The sequence below is a fragment of the Herbaspirillum sp. genome, assembly GCF_035644555.1.
Classification (GTDB): Bacteria; Pseudomonadota; Gammaproteobacteria; order Burkholderiales; family Burkholderiaceae_D; genus Herbaspirillum.
In genome coordinates, this window is sequence record NZ_DASQOH010000007.1 from 48359 (window position 1) to 63452 (window position 15094).

Genomic DNA, 15094 nt, shown 5'->3' on the forward strand with positions numbered 1-15094 from the left:
TTAGGAAGCCGCCACGTTTTACTCTAGAACGTTTGTGCAGGCGCGCCGGTAAGCGGCCGGGGTGATGCGGTAGGCGCGCCGGAACCAGCGGCCCAGGTGGCTCTGGTCGGCAAAGCCGGTATCGGCCGCTACCTGGGCCGGATCGCGGCCGCCCGCCAACAGTCGGCGCGCCTGGCGCAGGCGCAATTGCACCAGATAGGCATGCGGGCTGCGGCCAAAGGCCTGGCTGAACTGACGGCTCAGGCGGAAGCGGTCCATGCCGGAACAGGCCACCAGATCCTCCAGGCTGAGGTCTTCCGCAAGGTGTGCATGCATCAGATCGCGTACCCGTTGCAGGGCCGGGGAAGGTGGTTCGTTCCTTCCCGCCACACTGTGGTCGAACTGGCCGGAGAGCAACACCAGCATGCGGTCCAGCGCCAGGTCGCGGGCCAGTTTCCCCTCGCGCTGGTGCAAGGCCAGGAAGGCCCGGTGGATGGCCCCGGCGAGCTGGGCGTCATCGTGCAGGGTCTGGCGGAAGGTGGCGAAGCGCGTCATCGCAGGCAGGCGCAGGTGGTCGGTCATCCTGTCCAGCCAGGGTGTGGGCAGGTAGAGCATGGCGTAGGTAAAGCCGCTCTCATGGGGCGCGTGACCGTCGTGCAGGGCACCGGGTTCGATCAGGATGGACTTGCCGGGGGTGCTGACGTGCAAGGCCGTGCCGCAGCGGAAGCGCTGCACGCCCTGCAGGGTGACGCCGACCAGCATCTCGTCATGGTCGTGCGGATCGTAGGCATGGCCGGAGAAATGGGCGCCGATGCTCTCGATGCCGCTGTCCTCGTCGCGCTGCAGCCTGATCCATTCCTGGGCGGGCGTGGGAGAAAGAATGTCCATGACGGGATTCTAGCCGGAGGCGACATTCCGGTGATCCTCCCTACGGCCCTCTGGCATATTTCCTGCTAGATGGGAAATGTTGCAAGGACGCAGCGCTACCGCATGCAGCAGTCGCTGCGCCGCAACAAATCAATTACCATGCGCCCCTGCGGCGACTGTCGACGACAGAAGGCAGTCGCAATGCAATGGTGGTGCCGGCTTACCCGCCGGCCCGGCCATTGCCGTGACGCGTTCGTTATCCACGATTGATGATTGGTATTGCCATGACGACTTCTACTGCCGGCTCTTCGTCTGCCTCCCCTGCCCCCGTGGCAACTTCTTCGTCTTCCACCCGCCCACGCGAGCGCGCTGCAGCGCTTCCCCAGGTGCGCCACAACTGGATCGACAACCTGCAGGGCCAGCTGTTCGGGGTGGTGATGATCGCCTTTGGCATGTCCATGCTGCACAGTCTGGGGCTGATCATCGGTCAGATCGCCGGGGTGGCCTTCCTGGTCAGCTATGGCACCGGCGCCAGCTTCGGCACAGCCTTCGCATTGATCAATCTGCCCTTCTACCTGCTCGCTGCGCTGCGCATGGGTGCGGCCTTCACCTGGCGTACGCTGGCGGCGGTGACCGCCGTGTCGGTGCTCACCAATATCGCCGGCAACTACATCAGCTACAGCCATCTCGATCCGCTGGTGGGGGCGGTGCTGGCGGGCCTGTGCGTGGGCATCGGGCTGATCGCCCTGTTCCGTCACCAGGCCAGCTGCGGCGGCATGAGCATCCTGGCCAGCTATCTCCAGGAGCGCACCGGCTTCAAGGCCGGCTGGCTGCTGATGGGCTTCGACCTGGTGCTGTTCGCAACGGCGGCCTGCTTCCTGCCGGCCGACCGCGTGCTCTATTCCCTGGTGGGGGCGATCGTCATGAATCTCTTCGTGGCGTGGAACCACCGTTACGAGTGGTACATCGCGCGCTGAACACCCGGGCCTGCAGGCTCAATGCGAGGACACGAACTGCGCCTGCGCAAAGCCGGGCGGCAGGGCAAAGCTCTCGCGCAGGCGCCGGCATTCAGCCAACGGCGTGGCACCGAACAGCCGCTTGAACTCGCGGCTGAACTGGCTGGTGCTGACATAACCCACTGCATGGGCGGCCGCCTCGGCCGTCATCTCTTCGCGCACCATCAGCAGCCGCGCCTGATGCAGGCGGATCGACTTCAGGTACTGCATCGGCGAGGCCTGGGTGATTTCCTTGAAATGCACATGGAAACTGGGCGCGCTCATGCCGGCCTCGGCTGCCAGCTGCATCACGTCCAGGTCCTGCGCATAGTCGGTGTGGATGCGCCGCAGTACGCGGCCGATCTTGCCGAAATGGCCGCGCATGGCCAGGGCATTGCGTAATGCCTCGCCCTGGGCGCCGGTGAGCACCCGATAGTAGATTTCGCGCAGCAGCGCCGGGCCGAGGATGGCGGCCTCCTGCGGTTGCGCCATCGCTTCCAGAAAACGCAGCAGGCTGCCCTGCAAGGCTGGCTCCATGGGCGAGGACATCATGCTGCGCGCCGCCTGCACGGCGGGCCCGCCCTGGCGGTCGATCTGCAGCGCCAGCTCGGCGGCCAGCGTGAAGTCCAGATGCAGGTACAGGGCCAGCAAGGGCCGTCGCGGCGTGGCATCGGTCTCCATGGTGAAGGGCACCGGCACCGAGACGGCCAGGTAGTGCTGCTCGTCGTAGAGATACAGCTCTTCGCCAAAATAGCCGCGCTTGCGCCCCTGGCAGACGATCACGATGCCGGGGTCGTAGAGCACCGGCGTGCGCGCCAGCGGGCCATCGGCGCGCAACACGCGTACGCTTTCGATGGGCGTGAGGTGATAGCCCTCCTTGGGTGCCATGTCCTGCAGCAGGTGGATGATGCGCTGCTGTACAGGGGCTTGCAGGGTGGCCCTGGCGGTACGCACGGCAGTCTCGCGTTTCATAGTTTCAGGCAATAAAAACAGGTGATTACGGCTTAATGATTCGGTGATGGCTGACTATTATGCACTCCCCTACTTCAACTGGAGAAGCATGATGTCCTCGCAGAAAACCTTGCTCATCACCGGCATCAGCAGCGGCTTCGGCCGGGCCCTGGCCGTTGCTGCCCTGGAGGCCGGCCACCGCGTGGTCGGTACCGCACGCCACGCACAGGCGGTGGCCGACTTCGAGGCCCTGGCGCCGGGCCGGGCCTGGGGTCACGTTCTGGATGTCACCGATACCGACGCCATCGCGCCCATGGTCAGTGCGGCCGAAGCGCAGACCGGTGGCATCGACGTGCTGGTCAACAATGCCGGCTATGGCCACGAAGGCGTGATGGAAGAATCGCCGCTGGCGGACATGCGCCGCCAGTTCGAGGTCAATGTCTTCGGTGCGGTGGCGATGATGAAGGCGGTCCTCCCCTTCATGCGCGCGCGGCGGCGCGGCCACCTCATCAACATCACCTCCATGGGCGGGCATATCACCATGCCGGGGATCAGCTATTACTGCGGCAGCAAATTCGCGCTGGAGGGTATCTCGGCATCGCTTGGACAGGAGCTCAAGCCGCTGGGCATCGCCGTCACGGCAGTGGCGCCGGGTTCCTTCCGCACCGACTGGGCAGGCCGCTCCATGGCACGCTCGCCACGCACCATCGCCGACTATGACGCCGTGTTCGACCCGGTGCGCAAGGCCCGCGAAGACAAGCACGGCAAGCAATTGGGGGATCCGGCGAAGGCCGCGCAGGCGATGCTGGCCCTGGTGGCCATGCCGCAACCACCGGCGCATCTCTTGCTGGGCAGCGATGCGCTGCAGCTGGTGCGCGCCGGGCAGGCTGCGCTGGCGCAGGAGATCCTGGCGCACGAAGCGCTGAGCCGTTCCACCGACGGCTGAAGCCCCAGCCCAGCCGTGGCGGCGGATGACAGAATTGTCATTCGATTGTCATGCCGACGATGCCGTGCGCTGCCTAGACTGCCTCCTACTCATTACCTCCAGGAGATAGCATGAAGGCAGTATCGACAACGCCCGGTCTCTCGGCCCGCGGCTGGCGACTGATGCTGGCGGGTTCGCTGGCATGTTCCCTGGCTGCGTTCGCGGCCACCGCGCCGGCCCATGACATGGGGGCCATGCATGGCATGGCCCACGACAGCCCTGCACCAGCAGCACCTCCCGTCTTCGTCGCCAGCAGCGCCAAACCCTTTTCCTCCCTCAACGACGATGCCATGGCCGTGATGGACTACGGCATGCAGCACGCGCCCATGAACGGGCAGCCCGACCATGATTTCGTGAGCATGATGCTGCCCCACCACCAGGGTGCGGTCGACATGGCGCGCGCCGTGCTGCTGTACAGCCAGGATCCCGAGATCCGCAACCTGGCACTGGGCATCGTGGCCGAACAGCAGAACGAGATCCAGGTGATGCAGGCCTGGCTCAAGCGTCACGGCTACCCCTCCACTGCGCCCTGAGCCGGCTCTCCTCCGTACCCGTTTTTCCAACCACCGCGCCAACGCCATGAGATCATCCAGACTCGCACTTTCCACCCTCACCCTCTCGCTGCTGTCCCTGCTATCCTGTTCGGCCATGGCCCTGCCCACCGCCCATGACCGGGTCTACACCGCCGACCAGAACAGCAATACGGTGTCGGTCTTCAACCCGGTCGACAATACCCTGGTAGGCCAGATCCGCCTGGGCAATCCGCGCCCAGACGTGCTCTCGCCCCTCTATCGCGGCCAGATCAACGTGCACGGCATGGGCTTCTCGCCAGACCACAAGACCCTGGTGGTGATCTCCAACGGCTCCAACTCGGTCACCTTCATCGATACCGCCACCAATGCCGTCAAGGGCGTGACCTATGTCGGCCGCTCGCCGCACGAGGGCTTCTTCACGGCCGACGGCAAGGAAGTCTGGGTCGTCGTGCGCGGTGAAGACTACATCTCGGTCATCGACCCGCAGACCTTCAAGGAGACCCGCCGCATCCAGACCGGTGTCGGTCCCGGCATGGTGCAGTTCCTGCCGGACAACAAGCTGGCCTTCGCGGTATCGAGCTTCACGCCGCAGGTGGACGTGATCGACGTGAAGTCGCATACGGTGATCAAGAAGATCGATGTGGTCAGCCCCTTCTCCCCCTTCCTGCAGTTCACGCCCGACCACAAGGAGATGTGGATGACCCACAAGGACGTGGGCAAGGTGACCCGCATCGATACCCGCACCCTGAAGGTGACCGGCGTCATCGATACCGGCTTCATCACCAACCACCTGGCCTTTGCAACCGTCAACGGCAAGGTGCTGGCCTATGTCACGGTGGGTGGCGAGAACGTGGTCAAGGTCTACAGCACGGACGCCCAGGCGCAGTTGCTGGCGACCATTCCGACCGGCGCGCTGCCGCACGGCATCTGGACGTCCGACGACAGCAGCCGGGTCTATGTGGGGCTGGAAAACGGTGACGGCATGGAGGTGATCGATCCGGCGCAGAACAAGGTGATCGCCCACGTGGCCGGTGGGCAGGCGCCGCAGGCCCTGATCTTCCTTTCCAACGTGGTCGGCGACGGCGATGGCAAGCAGAACCTGGCGCCGCTGGCCAATGCCGAGCCGCTCAATATCCGCCTGAAACCCGTGACGGCACCGGAGGCCAAGGGCTTCGTGGTGTCGCGCAACCTGGGCGTGGTCGATGCCCTGGAGGTGTCGCTCTTCAAGCTCAAGCCGCAGACCAACTACAACGTGTACCAGAGCGGCCAGAGCACGCCGGTGGCCAGCTTCGTGACCGATGCCAAGGGCATGTCCAACGGCACGGCCATCGGCCCGGCACGCCGCCTGGCCGAACCGGGGGCGTCGGCGGCTCCGGCCAGGCTGATCGTCATGGAAGGCAATACCCCGGTCGATGCCAGCCGCGCTGTGCTGGTGAGCGACATGTAAGGCCGGGGGCGCAGCGGACCCATGTCCGGGGCGGGGAGCTATCCTTTACAATCCTGGTATGTGCAGGCTTTGCATGAATATTGCTTGCCCTTGCAGCCGCCCGCGATTTCCTTTCTGCGCCCCATGAGCAACGTCCTCAACTACCTGATCACCGCCCGCCGCTGCGAAGTGGAAGAACTGCAACGCCTCGCGCGCACCTGCCAAATGGTGCTGACGGTGGGCAAACTGATCCATTGCCTGCAACAGGAACGCGGCATCTCCAACATCTACCTGGGCTCGCGCGGCGAGCGCGATGCACTGGTGTGGCAGGAGCGCGTGGCGGCCAGCCAGGCGGCGCAGCAGGAGTTCGCCTGCTGGCTGGAGGCCACCGAGCATGACAACGCGCTCTCCAATGGCGCCCGCCTCTATACCCGCATCGCCTTCGCCCTGCATGCGCTGGATGGCCTGCCCCGCCTGCGCGCCGATGTGGCGGCCCTGGCCTGCTCGCCGGCGGCCAGCTACGAGCGCTTCAAGACCCTGGTCGGGGCGCTGCTGGCGTTGGTCTTCGAGGCTGCCGACGTGGCAGTCGATCCGCACATCTCGCGCCTGCTGGTGGCGCTGTTCAACCTGATGCAGGGCAAGGAATTCGCCGGCCGCGAACGGGCCGCCGGGGCCGCCGCCTTCGCCATGGGCAAGATCACGCGCGAGCAGGAACAGACGATCGAATACCAGATCGAGATGCAGGAACAGGCCCTGCGCCGCTTCGAGTCCTTCGCCGAGGGCTTCCGCAACGAGTGGTCGGCGATGCAGGCCACGCTGCCGCTGGCCGAGCTGGAGCGACTGCGCCGCAAGCTGCTGACCTCGCACGAGCGCCCGCTGGATTGCGATATGGCCGATGCCTGGTACCAGTGCTGCTCGACCCGCATCGATGGTTTGCATCAGGTCGAGATTCACCTGGCGCAATACGTGCAGGCGCAATGCCACGCCAAGATCATCGAACTGCAGAAGGAGCTGGACGATCAGGGCCAGTGGTTCAGCCAGCAGGACGAACTCGATCCCCTGGCACCGCTGGCGGCGTTCTCCTCCAGCCTGGACGGCCAGGATCTGCGCACCCAGCCCATGGCCACCGGGGTCGGTCCGCATCTCACGCAATCCATCGTGGACCTGCTGCGCACCCAGTCCGAACGCCTGCAGAACCTGACCCAGGAACTGGCCACGGTGCGCGAGAGCCTGGAAGAGCGCAAGCTCATCGAACGCGCCAAGGGCGTGCTGATGATGAAGCAGGGACTCAATGAAGAAAACGCCTACCGCCTGCTGCGCAAGCATGCGATGAACCAGAACCGACGTATCGCCGAAGTGGCCCAGGCGATTCTCTCGCTGACCGAAATCCTGCCCGACGCCTGATCCTGCGGCCCGTCAGACCGCCGGCAAACGGCCTGCGATCGGACGCCCTGGTACCCACCCGGCGCCGCCACCGGCAGGACCGCACTGTCGGTGCGGGCGAGCATGCAGCTTGTCGAGGCCCGCCGCGACGCCATACGCATCGCGGCGGCGGTGAGGGCATCGATGGGCAGATCGCGGGAAGGGATCTCGCCGACGGTTGTCCCGTCTACTCCATGACGAGCACACACTGTCCGGCGCGCACCGGCGTACCAGGCTGCACCCGTACCTCGACCACGATGCCGCCGGTGGGCGCGGCAATGTTGATTTCCATCTTCATCGATTCGAGGATCATCAACAGCTCACCCTGCTCCACCCGCTGCCCCGGACTGACCTTGACCTGCCACAGGTTGCCGGCAATCGGCGCATCCACGGCCGATTGTCCGGGCAGCAGGGGCTGTCCCTGGTCCGCCGTCGCAGCGGCGTCTTCGATGGCGAAGTCGGCCTGCCCGCTGGCGATCCAGCGCTCGCGTTCGGCATCGAAGGCGGCCTGCTGATGCCGGCGGAAGGCCGCAATGCCCTCGGCTTCCTGATCCAGGAATCGCTCATAGTCGGACAAGCTCAGGCTGGTCTCTTCGATCTGCAGATCGAAGCGGCCCAAGGGGAAATCACGGCGTATCGTCTGCAATTCCTGGGCGGTCACCGGATAGAAGCGGATCTGGTCGAAAAAGCGCAGCAGCCAGGGCTTGCCACGGAAGGCCGCGACCTCGCGGTAACGGTTCCACATCTGCAGGGTGCGACCGACGAACTGGTAGCCGCCCGGCCCCTCCATGCCGTAGATGCACAGATAGGCGCCACCGATGCCCACCGAGTTCTCTGCGGTCCAGGTACGGGCGGGGTTGTACTTGGTCGTCACCAGACGATGGCGCGGGTCCAGAGGCGTGGCCACCGGTGCGCCGAGGTAGACATCGCCCAGGCCCATGACCAGATAGCTGGCATCGAAGACGGTCTCGCGCACCGCGCCGATGTCCCTGAGATCATTGATGCGACGGATGAATTCCAGGTTACTGGGACACCAGGGCGCATCCTTGCGCACGGTGGTCATGTATTTTTCGATGGCCAACTGGCAGGCCGGATCGTCCCACGACAAGGGCAGATGCACGATACGCGAGGCCACCGCCAGGTTTTCCCTGGCGCATACGGCATCCCATAAGCCGGCAATGGTATCGAGCAGATGCTGCAGCGGCAGCGCCTCGGGCTGGTAATGCACTTGCAGGGAGCGGATACCCGGGGTGAGATCGACCACCCCGGGCAGCGCCTGCTCCTCCAGCGCAGCGATCAGGGCATGGACGCGGAAGCGCAGCACCAGGTCCAGCTGCGGGCTGCCTACCTCCAGCAGCAGGTTGGCATCGCCCGACAGCCGCGCCAACAGGCGCCGGTCATCCCGACCGAGGTCCAGCACGATGGGTGACGACAGCGCCGCCGGAACCCAGTCGACGGGGACAGGCTGCAGGCGCTCGATGGCCTGGTGACCGGCCAATGCGATGCGACGTGCGGTGACCACATCCACCGGGACGAAGCGCAACCTGTCGCCGGCCTTGAGCTGGCCAATCTGCCACAGGTCGGCCTCGATGACGGTGACCGGGCAAACGAAACCACCCAGGCTGGGGCCATCCGGGCCGAGGATGACCGGCATGTCACCGGTGAAATCCACCGCACCTACGGCATAGGGATTATCGTGGATGTTGGAAGGATGCAGCCCGGCCTCGCCGCCGCTGTCACGGACCCATTCCGGCTTGGGACCGATCAGGCGCACGCCGGTGCGACTGGAATTGAAATGCACTTCCCACTCGGTCGCAAAGAAGGTATCGATGTAGGCTGGCGTGAAATATTCCGGCGCGCCATGCGGGCCATAGATCACCCGCAGCTGACGCACTTCATCCGGCGCGGGATACAAGCCCTGCGGGAGGGTCTGCCCGGCCTGCGCATCCGTGGCTGGCGCCAGGTGCAGGACGTCACCGGTGGCCAGGGCCCGCCCGCCGTGGCCACCGAACTGGCCCAGCGTGAAGGTACTGCGACTGCCCAGATAGGCGGGCAGTTGTACCCCGCCGCGGAAGGCCAGATAGCTGCGCGCACCGGCACCGCCGATGAGGCCCAGCTTAAGCGTGCTGCCGGCGGCGATGGACAGGGCCGTGTCCATCGGCTGCGCCACGCCGTCGATCTGCAGCGCAATACGGGCACCGGTCACGGCGATCACGGCGGCGGTGTTGAAGCGTAGCGTAGGCCCGCTCATCGTCATCTCCAGCGCTGCCGCATCGGTGGCGTTGCCCAGAAGACGATTGGCCAGCCGCAGCGCCCGATCATCCATCGGCCCCGACGGCGGTACGCCGACTGCCCAGTAACCGATGCGCCCCGGGTAGTCCTGCACCGTGGTCTGGGTTCCGGGCGCCAGCACTTCCACCGTGTCGGCCCGGTACTGCAGTTGCTCCAGGCAACGTGTCCACGGCTGGCCGCTGGCGAAGGGGGCGTCATCGAGGATCTGGCGCAGGTAATGCTGGTTGGTCTCTACCCCGTAGAGCTGCGTCTGTCCCAGCGCCGCATTCAGCGCCAGGCGCGCTGCTTCACGGGTGGGTTGCCAGCTGATCAGCTTGGCGATCATGGGATCGAAATAAGGCGCGATCTCACAGCCGGCCTCGACCCAGGTATCGATGCGCAGCTCGCGGCCGTCGGCGGGCGGAAACGCCACCGCCGTCAACAGGCCCGGACAGGGCTGGAACTGGCGGCCCGGATCTTCGGCGTAGAGGCGGGCCTGGATGGCATGGCCGCTGGGCGACAGGGTGGCGGCCAGTTGTGCCAGAGGGGGCAGATCGCCGGCGGCCAGCTCGATCATCCAGCGTACCAGATCCACGCCCCACACCTGCTCGGTGACACCATGCTCGACCTGTAGCCGGGTATTCACTTCGAGGAAGTAGAACTGGCCGGCCTGGCTGTCATAGACGAATTCGACAGTCCCGGCACTGCGATAGGCCACCGCTCTGGCCAGCTTGACAGCAGCCGCGCACAGCGCTGCGGCCATGCCCTGCGGCAGGTTGGGGGCCGGGGTCTCTTCCAGCACCTTCTGGTTGCGTCGTTGCACCGAGCAGTCACGCACACCCAGAGCGATCACTTCACCACGACCGTCACCGAAGACCTGTACCTCCAGGTGGCGGGCCCGTTCGATGTATTTTTCGATGAAGACGCCGGCGTCGCTGAAATTATTCTGTCCGAGACGGCGCACCGATTCAAAGGCATCGCTCAGTTCATCGTCGCTACGGCACACACGCATGCCGATGCCACCACCACCGGCGGTGCTCTTGAGCATGACCGGATAGCCCACGCGGGCAGCCGCCTGCAGGGCGGCATCCAGATTGTCGAGCAAGTCACTGCCTTCCAGCATCGGTATGCCCTGCTCGCGTGCCAGTGCGCGGGCGGTATGTTTCAGGCCGAAGATGCGCAGTTGCTGCGCAGTGGGGCCGACGAAGGCGATACCGGCGGCTTCGCAGGCCTCGGCAAAGGCGGCGTTTTCGGACAGGAAGCCGTAGCCGGGATGGATGGCCTGGGCGCCACTCTCGCGGGCGGCGGCCAGGATCTTGTCGACGGCCAGATAGGTCTGCGATGCCGCGCCTTCACCCAGGGAAATGGCACGGTCGGCCTGCAATACATGCAGACTGCCGATGTCGGATTCCGAATAGACGCACACTCCGGTGACGTCCAGCGCGCGCAGGGTACGCAGAATGCGGCAGGCAATGGCGCCGCGGTTGGCGATGAGCAGATGGTCGAACATTCAGGTGGCCTTGAAATCCGGGTCGTCCCGTGAATCGAAAAACCAGCTCGCGGTCGTCCGCGAGGGGTGCAGGTCGGCCTGCAAAGGACGGGGTGCGAGGATCAGTCCCAGACCAGCACTTCGGCTGCGGTGGGGTTCCAGCCATTGCAGGGATTGTTCAACTGCGGGCAGTTGGAAATGAGCACGATCAGATCCTGCGCGGCCAGCAACTCCACGTACTTGCCCGGGGCCGAGATGCCGTCCTCGAAGGTCAGCCCGCCCTCGGGGGTGACCGGAACGTTCATGAAGAAATTGATGTTGGCGCCGATGTCGCGCTTGTTCAGACGGCCGTCATGCAGACAGGCGCACAGGAAATTGTCCCGGCAGCTGTGCATGTAGCGTTTCTCCAGCGCATAGCGCACGGTATTGCTCTCCTGGGCGCAGGCACCGCCGAGGGTGTCGTGACAACCGCAGGTATCGGCCACGATGGTGGCCAGCGCACGCCCCAGGTTGGAATACAGCACACTGCCGGCCCCGAGGTAGGCACGCTGCTGGCGGCGCAGGGTACGCTGCGGATCATAGCGTTCGCGTGGATTGGCGGCACTGTAGAACAGCGTGTCAATGGCCTGATTGCCTTCCAGGTCGAGCAGGCGCAGGGTCTGGCCGGCCTTGAGATTGAACAGGTAGGGTTCGCCCGCCGGGATCACGTGGCGGAACACGGCGTGCTCAGGCGCGCGCTGGCTTTCGATGATGTGCATGCAATCCTCCAGGTCTCAGAGATAGAAGCGTTCGGTATTGTGGAAGGCGCGCTCGTTCTCCGGACGAGAATGACGGCAGCCGCTGGTGCCGTCGTCACCGTGTGCCTGCTTCCATTGCAGGTGGACGGGACGCGGCGCGTAATGGGGATCTGGATCCATCGGATGTTGCAGGGCGGTCAGGATGATCAGGGTATCCATCGGCGCGGCCAGCTCGATGGCATCACCGGCGCGGGAGTTGCCCGGCACGAAGGCCAGGCCACCGTTGGCATCCACATCCACGCGCGAGAACAGGTTCACCACCATCAGCAGGTCCTGCAGGTCGAGGTTCCATTTCCCCATTTCGACCAGCAGGTTGTCGACGCCATTGCGATAGAAGCCGTTGCGCAACTCCTGATAGCGGCCCTGGCCATATTTTTCTTGCACCTCCTCGGCATTGAGCACGCCACCGAAACTGTCATGCCAGCCGCAGGTGTCCTCGGTGATGGCGGCCAGTACGCGCCCCATGTCCGAATACAGGCAATGGCCGGCCTGCAGGCGCGCCGTATGCTGACCTTTCAGGGTATCGGGCAGATTCAGGCGCTCGCTGGGCTGCTGGGCGTTGAGCATCATCATGCTGACGTTGGCCCCGCCCTCGATATCGGTGATGCGCAAGGACTGCCCGCGCTTGAGGATGAAGGAAGTATGGCCTCCCCCAGGTAGCCGTTCTTCGTAGAGACTGGCCTGGATGGCCAGGGGATTGGTGCTCATGTCAGATTTCCTTTGCAGAGAGAAGACCGGCCAGCTTGCCGGCCTGTTCGCGGGCCCGCGCCTCGTTGAGGGCGATGTCATAGGTGATGTGGGCGCCATAGGCCTGGGGGTATTGCGGATCGACGCGGACCTTGTCGAACACCAGCAAGCGCGTACCCAGGCTGAATCCTTCGGAGAGGTCGTGCGTGACCATGAAGACAGTCACGCCGCTGTCGCGCCATAAGTCCAGCAACAGCGTATGCATCTCCTTGCGGATACCGGGATCGAGGGCGCCGAAGGGTTCGTCCAGCAGCAGCACGCGCGGGCGCGTAATGAGCGCTTGCGCGATAGCCAGACGCTGCTGCATGCCCCCCGAAAGACTGGCGGGATAGAGCTGCAGTGCATGGCCCAGGCCGACCCGATGCAGCAGTTGCGCCGCGGCATCGCGCGCCTGACGCCGGGCACCGCCAAACAGGCGCCCCATCAGCGGTGCGCGTGGCAGCTCCAGGCCGATGACTACGTTGTCCAGCACGCTGAGGTGCGGAAACACCGAATAGCGCTGGAACACCACGCCGCGCGTGGCATCGGGTTCAGCCGGAAAGGGCTGCCCCTGCAGCAGTAACTGTCCCTTGCTGGGCCGCTCCTGACCGAGCAGCAATCGCAGGAAGGTCGATTTACCGCAACCGGAGGCTCCCACCAGGGTACAGAACTGGCCCTCTTCCACGCGCAGGTTCAGCCGCTCCAGCACCACGTTGGCTCCATATTGCTGCCAGACGTTGCGAATCTCGATGTAGCTCATGCGCGGCCTCCTTCGGCCCAGGGGAAGAAGCGGCGATGCAGGGCGCGCAGCAGCCAGTCCATCGACCAGGCAAGCAAGGTGATCCAGACCACATAGGGCAGGATGATGTCCATGGCGAGGTAGCGACGCACCAGAAAGATCCGGTAACCCAGACCGGCAGTGGCGGAGATCGCTTCGGCCGAGATCAGGAACAGCCAGGCCGCGCCCAGCGACAAGCGCAGCGACACCAGCAGGCGTGCCAGCATCTGCGGCAGCGCCACGCGCAGCACCAGGGTCCAGCTATTGGCACCCAGCGTCTGGGCCTTGATCAGCAGTTCGGGCGGGATAGCTCGCCCGGCATGCTCCAGGTCCCTTGCCAGCAAGGGCGTAATGCCGATCACGATGAGCATGACCTTGGACAGTTCATCCAGTCCCAGTACGATGAACAGGATGGGCAGGATGGCCAGTGGCGGCACCATCGAGATCACCGTCAATAGCGGCGACAGGCCTGCCCGCAAGACCGGGAAGATGCCATTGGCAATGCCCAGCACCAGGCCGACCAGCGCGGCGATGCCCAGACCAATGAAAACCCGCTGCAGGCTGGCCAGGGTATCGACCCAGAACAGGTAGTCACCGGTGCGCGGGTCTTCCATGAATGCCATGTGGCCGATGGCATCGACCATCTGCGTGGCGCCGGGCAAGAGCTTGTCGCTGGGATTGTCGGCCAGGCGTGCGGCCGAGCCAAAGGCATACAGCAGCACCAGGATGAGCAACGGCAGCAGCGCAAGCAGCCATTGCCCGGCGCGGCCGGGCTGACGGTTCAGGAAGCGCATGGCGCGCCTCCCTGATACAGAAAGGAAAGCGAGGCGGAACGCAGCGCGGACGCTGGATAGTGAAGCCTGGGAATGCGAACAGCGATCACGGGAAACTCCGGTCGGGTTGAACAAAAGCAGGAGCAGCGCCGCACCTGAGGTGCAACTCTCTCCCGGGCTTTTGTCCCGCCGTGTAACCTCGACCGAGGTCGCCGGCTCTCGGACCAGTCATCTGCCTGTGGCAGACCGGAACCCTAGCCAGCTATTTGAACTTCCTGGTGCAGCCGCTCGACGCTGCGATATCAGATTACCAATCCCATATCATCGATGCGCTGCCCTGCGTCGAATGGATTTCAGCAAATTCCATACCATCATCGCCCGCGCAGGACGTCCTGGCGCGGCTGCCGCAGCAGCCGAACACCCAGCAGGAGAATCTCGATCAACAGCAGCGAGGTACGCATGCGTCCACACAGCCGCGAGGCGTGCAGGGTGTCGACGGAAACGGAGAAGGAAGGACAGGATGCGGCTGATGATGCGGTCATGGACATGGTGTTCTCCTGCGAGCATGGCCTGGCCGTCCAGAATGGTTGTCGAAGTCCATGGCCTGGCCATGCACCGACCCAAGTCGTCTTGGCTCGCCCTATGCGAGAACGACGATCTTGTATGCAAATTTCGGACCAGCTGCCGCCCGCCCATCGCATGCGCCGCAAACCCGCGCCACAGCTGAACGCAAACCCTGGCGACCGCTGACTCGCGGCCGGGGCAGGTACAAGTATGGTGCGCGACGGCACCGATTTGGCGCGTGTGCGAAGCGCCGTCCCGGCTCACGACGGGGCGGGCATCTCCGTTTTCCCGCACCCGCTATTAATAGCGAAAAACGCAGCAATGGCAGCGCCGATGATTGGCACGAACCTTGCTGAAAAGCGAGCGGGAGCCGGCAAGTCCGGTCTTGGGTAAGCACAATTTGCAATGGACAGCTAGGGTTCCGGTTCGCACTGGCGGATGTCTGGTCCGAGAGCAGTCGACCTCGCAAGGGGTTACACGGCGGGAGAAAAGCCCGGGAGATGACGCGTTCGCAGGACCGCGCGGCTCCCGGGCTTTT

Annotated in this window: 13 protein-coding genes and 2 riboswitches; of the genes, 5 read left to right on the forward strand and 8 right to left on the reverse strand. The window is 64.8% G+C overall.

Annotated elements, in window-relative coordinates; translation table 11 throughout:
• Positions 1-18: 18 nt before the first annotated feature.
• Positions 19-867: an AraC family transcriptional regulator gene (locus VE092_RS02715; RefSeq protein ID WP_324873591.1), complete on the reverse strand. Its 849-nt coding sequence runs from the start codon at positions 865-867 to the stop codon at positions 19-21.
• A gap of 263 nt (positions 868-1130) precedes the next feature.
• Here VE092_RS02715 and VE092_RS02720 point away from each other — a divergent pair, with 263 nt between their 5' ends.
• Positions 1131-1823 carry a YitT family protein gene (locus VE092_RS02720; RefSeq protein WP_324873593.1) on the forward strand — a complete coding sequence of 231 codons (693 nt, stop codon included), beginning with the start codon at positions 1131-1133 and terminating at the stop codon, positions 1821-1823.
• Positions 1824-1841: 18 nt separating this feature from the next.
• Here VE092_RS02720 and VE092_RS02725 read toward each other — a convergent pair whose 3' ends face one another.
• Positions 1842-2729 carry an AraC family transcriptional regulator gene (locus VE092_RS02725; protein ID WP_414653401.1) on the reverse strand — a complete coding sequence of 296 codons (888 nt, stop codon included), beginning with the start codon at positions 2727-2729 and terminating at the stop codon, positions 1842-1844.
• Between the two features lie 175 nt (positions 2730-2904).
• Here VE092_RS02725 and VE092_RS02730 point away from each other — a divergent pair, with 175 nt between their 5' ends.
• The 4 genes from VE092_RS02730 (at position 2905) to VE092_RS02745 (ending at position 7140) form a co-directional block, all read left to right on the forward strand.
• Complete coding sequence (locus tag VE092_RS02730; RefSeq protein WP_324873809.1) at positions 2905-3738, forward strand: oxidoreductase; 834 nt, start codon at positions 2905-2907, stop codon at positions 3736-3738.
• A gap of 110 nt (positions 3739-3848) precedes the next feature.
• Positions 3849-4310 (forward strand): DUF305 domain-containing protein, encoded by a 462-nt coding sequence (locus VE092_RS02735; RefSeq protein WP_414653393.1) that lies wholly within the window; start codon positions 3849-3851, stop codon positions 4308-4310.
• 46 nt (positions 4311-4356) lie between these two features.
• The gene (locus VE092_RS02740) at positions 4357-5757 is read left to right on the forward strand and encodes a hypothetical protein (RefSeq protein ID WP_324873598.1); all 1401 of its coding nucleotides are present in this window, start codon (positions 4357-4359) and stop codon (positions 5755-5757) included.
• 123 nt (positions 5758-5880) lie between these two features.
• Positions 5881-7140: a nitrate- and nitrite sensing domain-containing protein gene (locus tag VE092_RS02745; RefSeq protein WP_324873599.1), complete on the forward strand. Its 1260-nt coding sequence runs from the start codon at positions 5881-5883 to the stop codon at positions 7138-7140.
• Positions 7141-7345: 205 nt separating this feature from the next.
• On the opposite strand, the gene uca is transcribed toward VE092_RS02745, so the two are convergent.
• From uca to VE092_RS02775, 6 genes are all read right to left on the reverse strand, one after another.
• Positions 7346-10939 carry an urea carboxylase gene (gene uca / locus VE092_RS02750; RefSeq protein WP_324873600.1) on the reverse strand — a complete coding sequence of 1198 codons (3594 nt, stop codon included), beginning with the start codon at positions 10937-10939 and terminating at the stop codon, positions 7346-7348.
• A 101-nt stretch (positions 10940-11040) separates the two neighbouring features.
• A complete protein-coding gene (locus VE092_RS02755) occupies positions 11041-11676 on the reverse strand; it encodes an urea amidolyase associated protein UAAP2 (protein ID WP_324873601.1) in 636 nt (211 codons plus the stop codon).
• A gap of 15 nt (positions 11677-11691) precedes the next feature.
• A complete protein-coding gene (locus tag VE092_RS02760; RefSeq protein ID WP_324873602.1) occupies positions 11692-12423 on the reverse strand; it encodes an urea amidolyase associated protein UAAP1 in 732 nt (243 codons plus the stop codon).
• A gap of 1 nt (position 12424) precedes the next feature.
• On the reverse strand, positions 12425-13201 hold the full coding sequence (locus VE092_RS02765) for an ATP-binding cassette domain-containing protein (protein WP_324873603.1): 777 nt from the start codon (positions 13199-13201) through the stop codon (positions 12425-12427).
• Positions 13198-14013 (reverse strand): ABC transporter permease, encoded by an 816-nt coding sequence (locus VE092_RS02770; protein WP_324873613.1) that lies wholly within the window; start codon positions 14011-14013, stop codon positions 13198-13200. Before VE092_RS02770 ends, VE092_RS02765 begins: the two co-directional genes overlap by 4 nt.
• A gap of 147 nt (positions 14014-14160) precedes the next feature.
• A riboswitch (guanidine-I (ykkC/yxkD leader) is annotated at positions 14161-14261 on the reverse strand.
• A 102-nt stretch (positions 14262-14363) separates the two neighbouring features.
• On the reverse strand, positions 14364-14540 hold the full coding sequence (locus VE092_RS02775) for a hypothetical protein (protein WP_324873615.1): 177 nt from the start codon (positions 14538-14540) through the stop codon (positions 14364-14366).
• 418 nt (positions 14541-14958) lie between these two features.
• Positions 14959-15058: riboswitch (guanidine-I (ykkC/yxkD leader) on the forward strand.
• Positions 15059-15094: the final 36 nt, after the last annotated feature.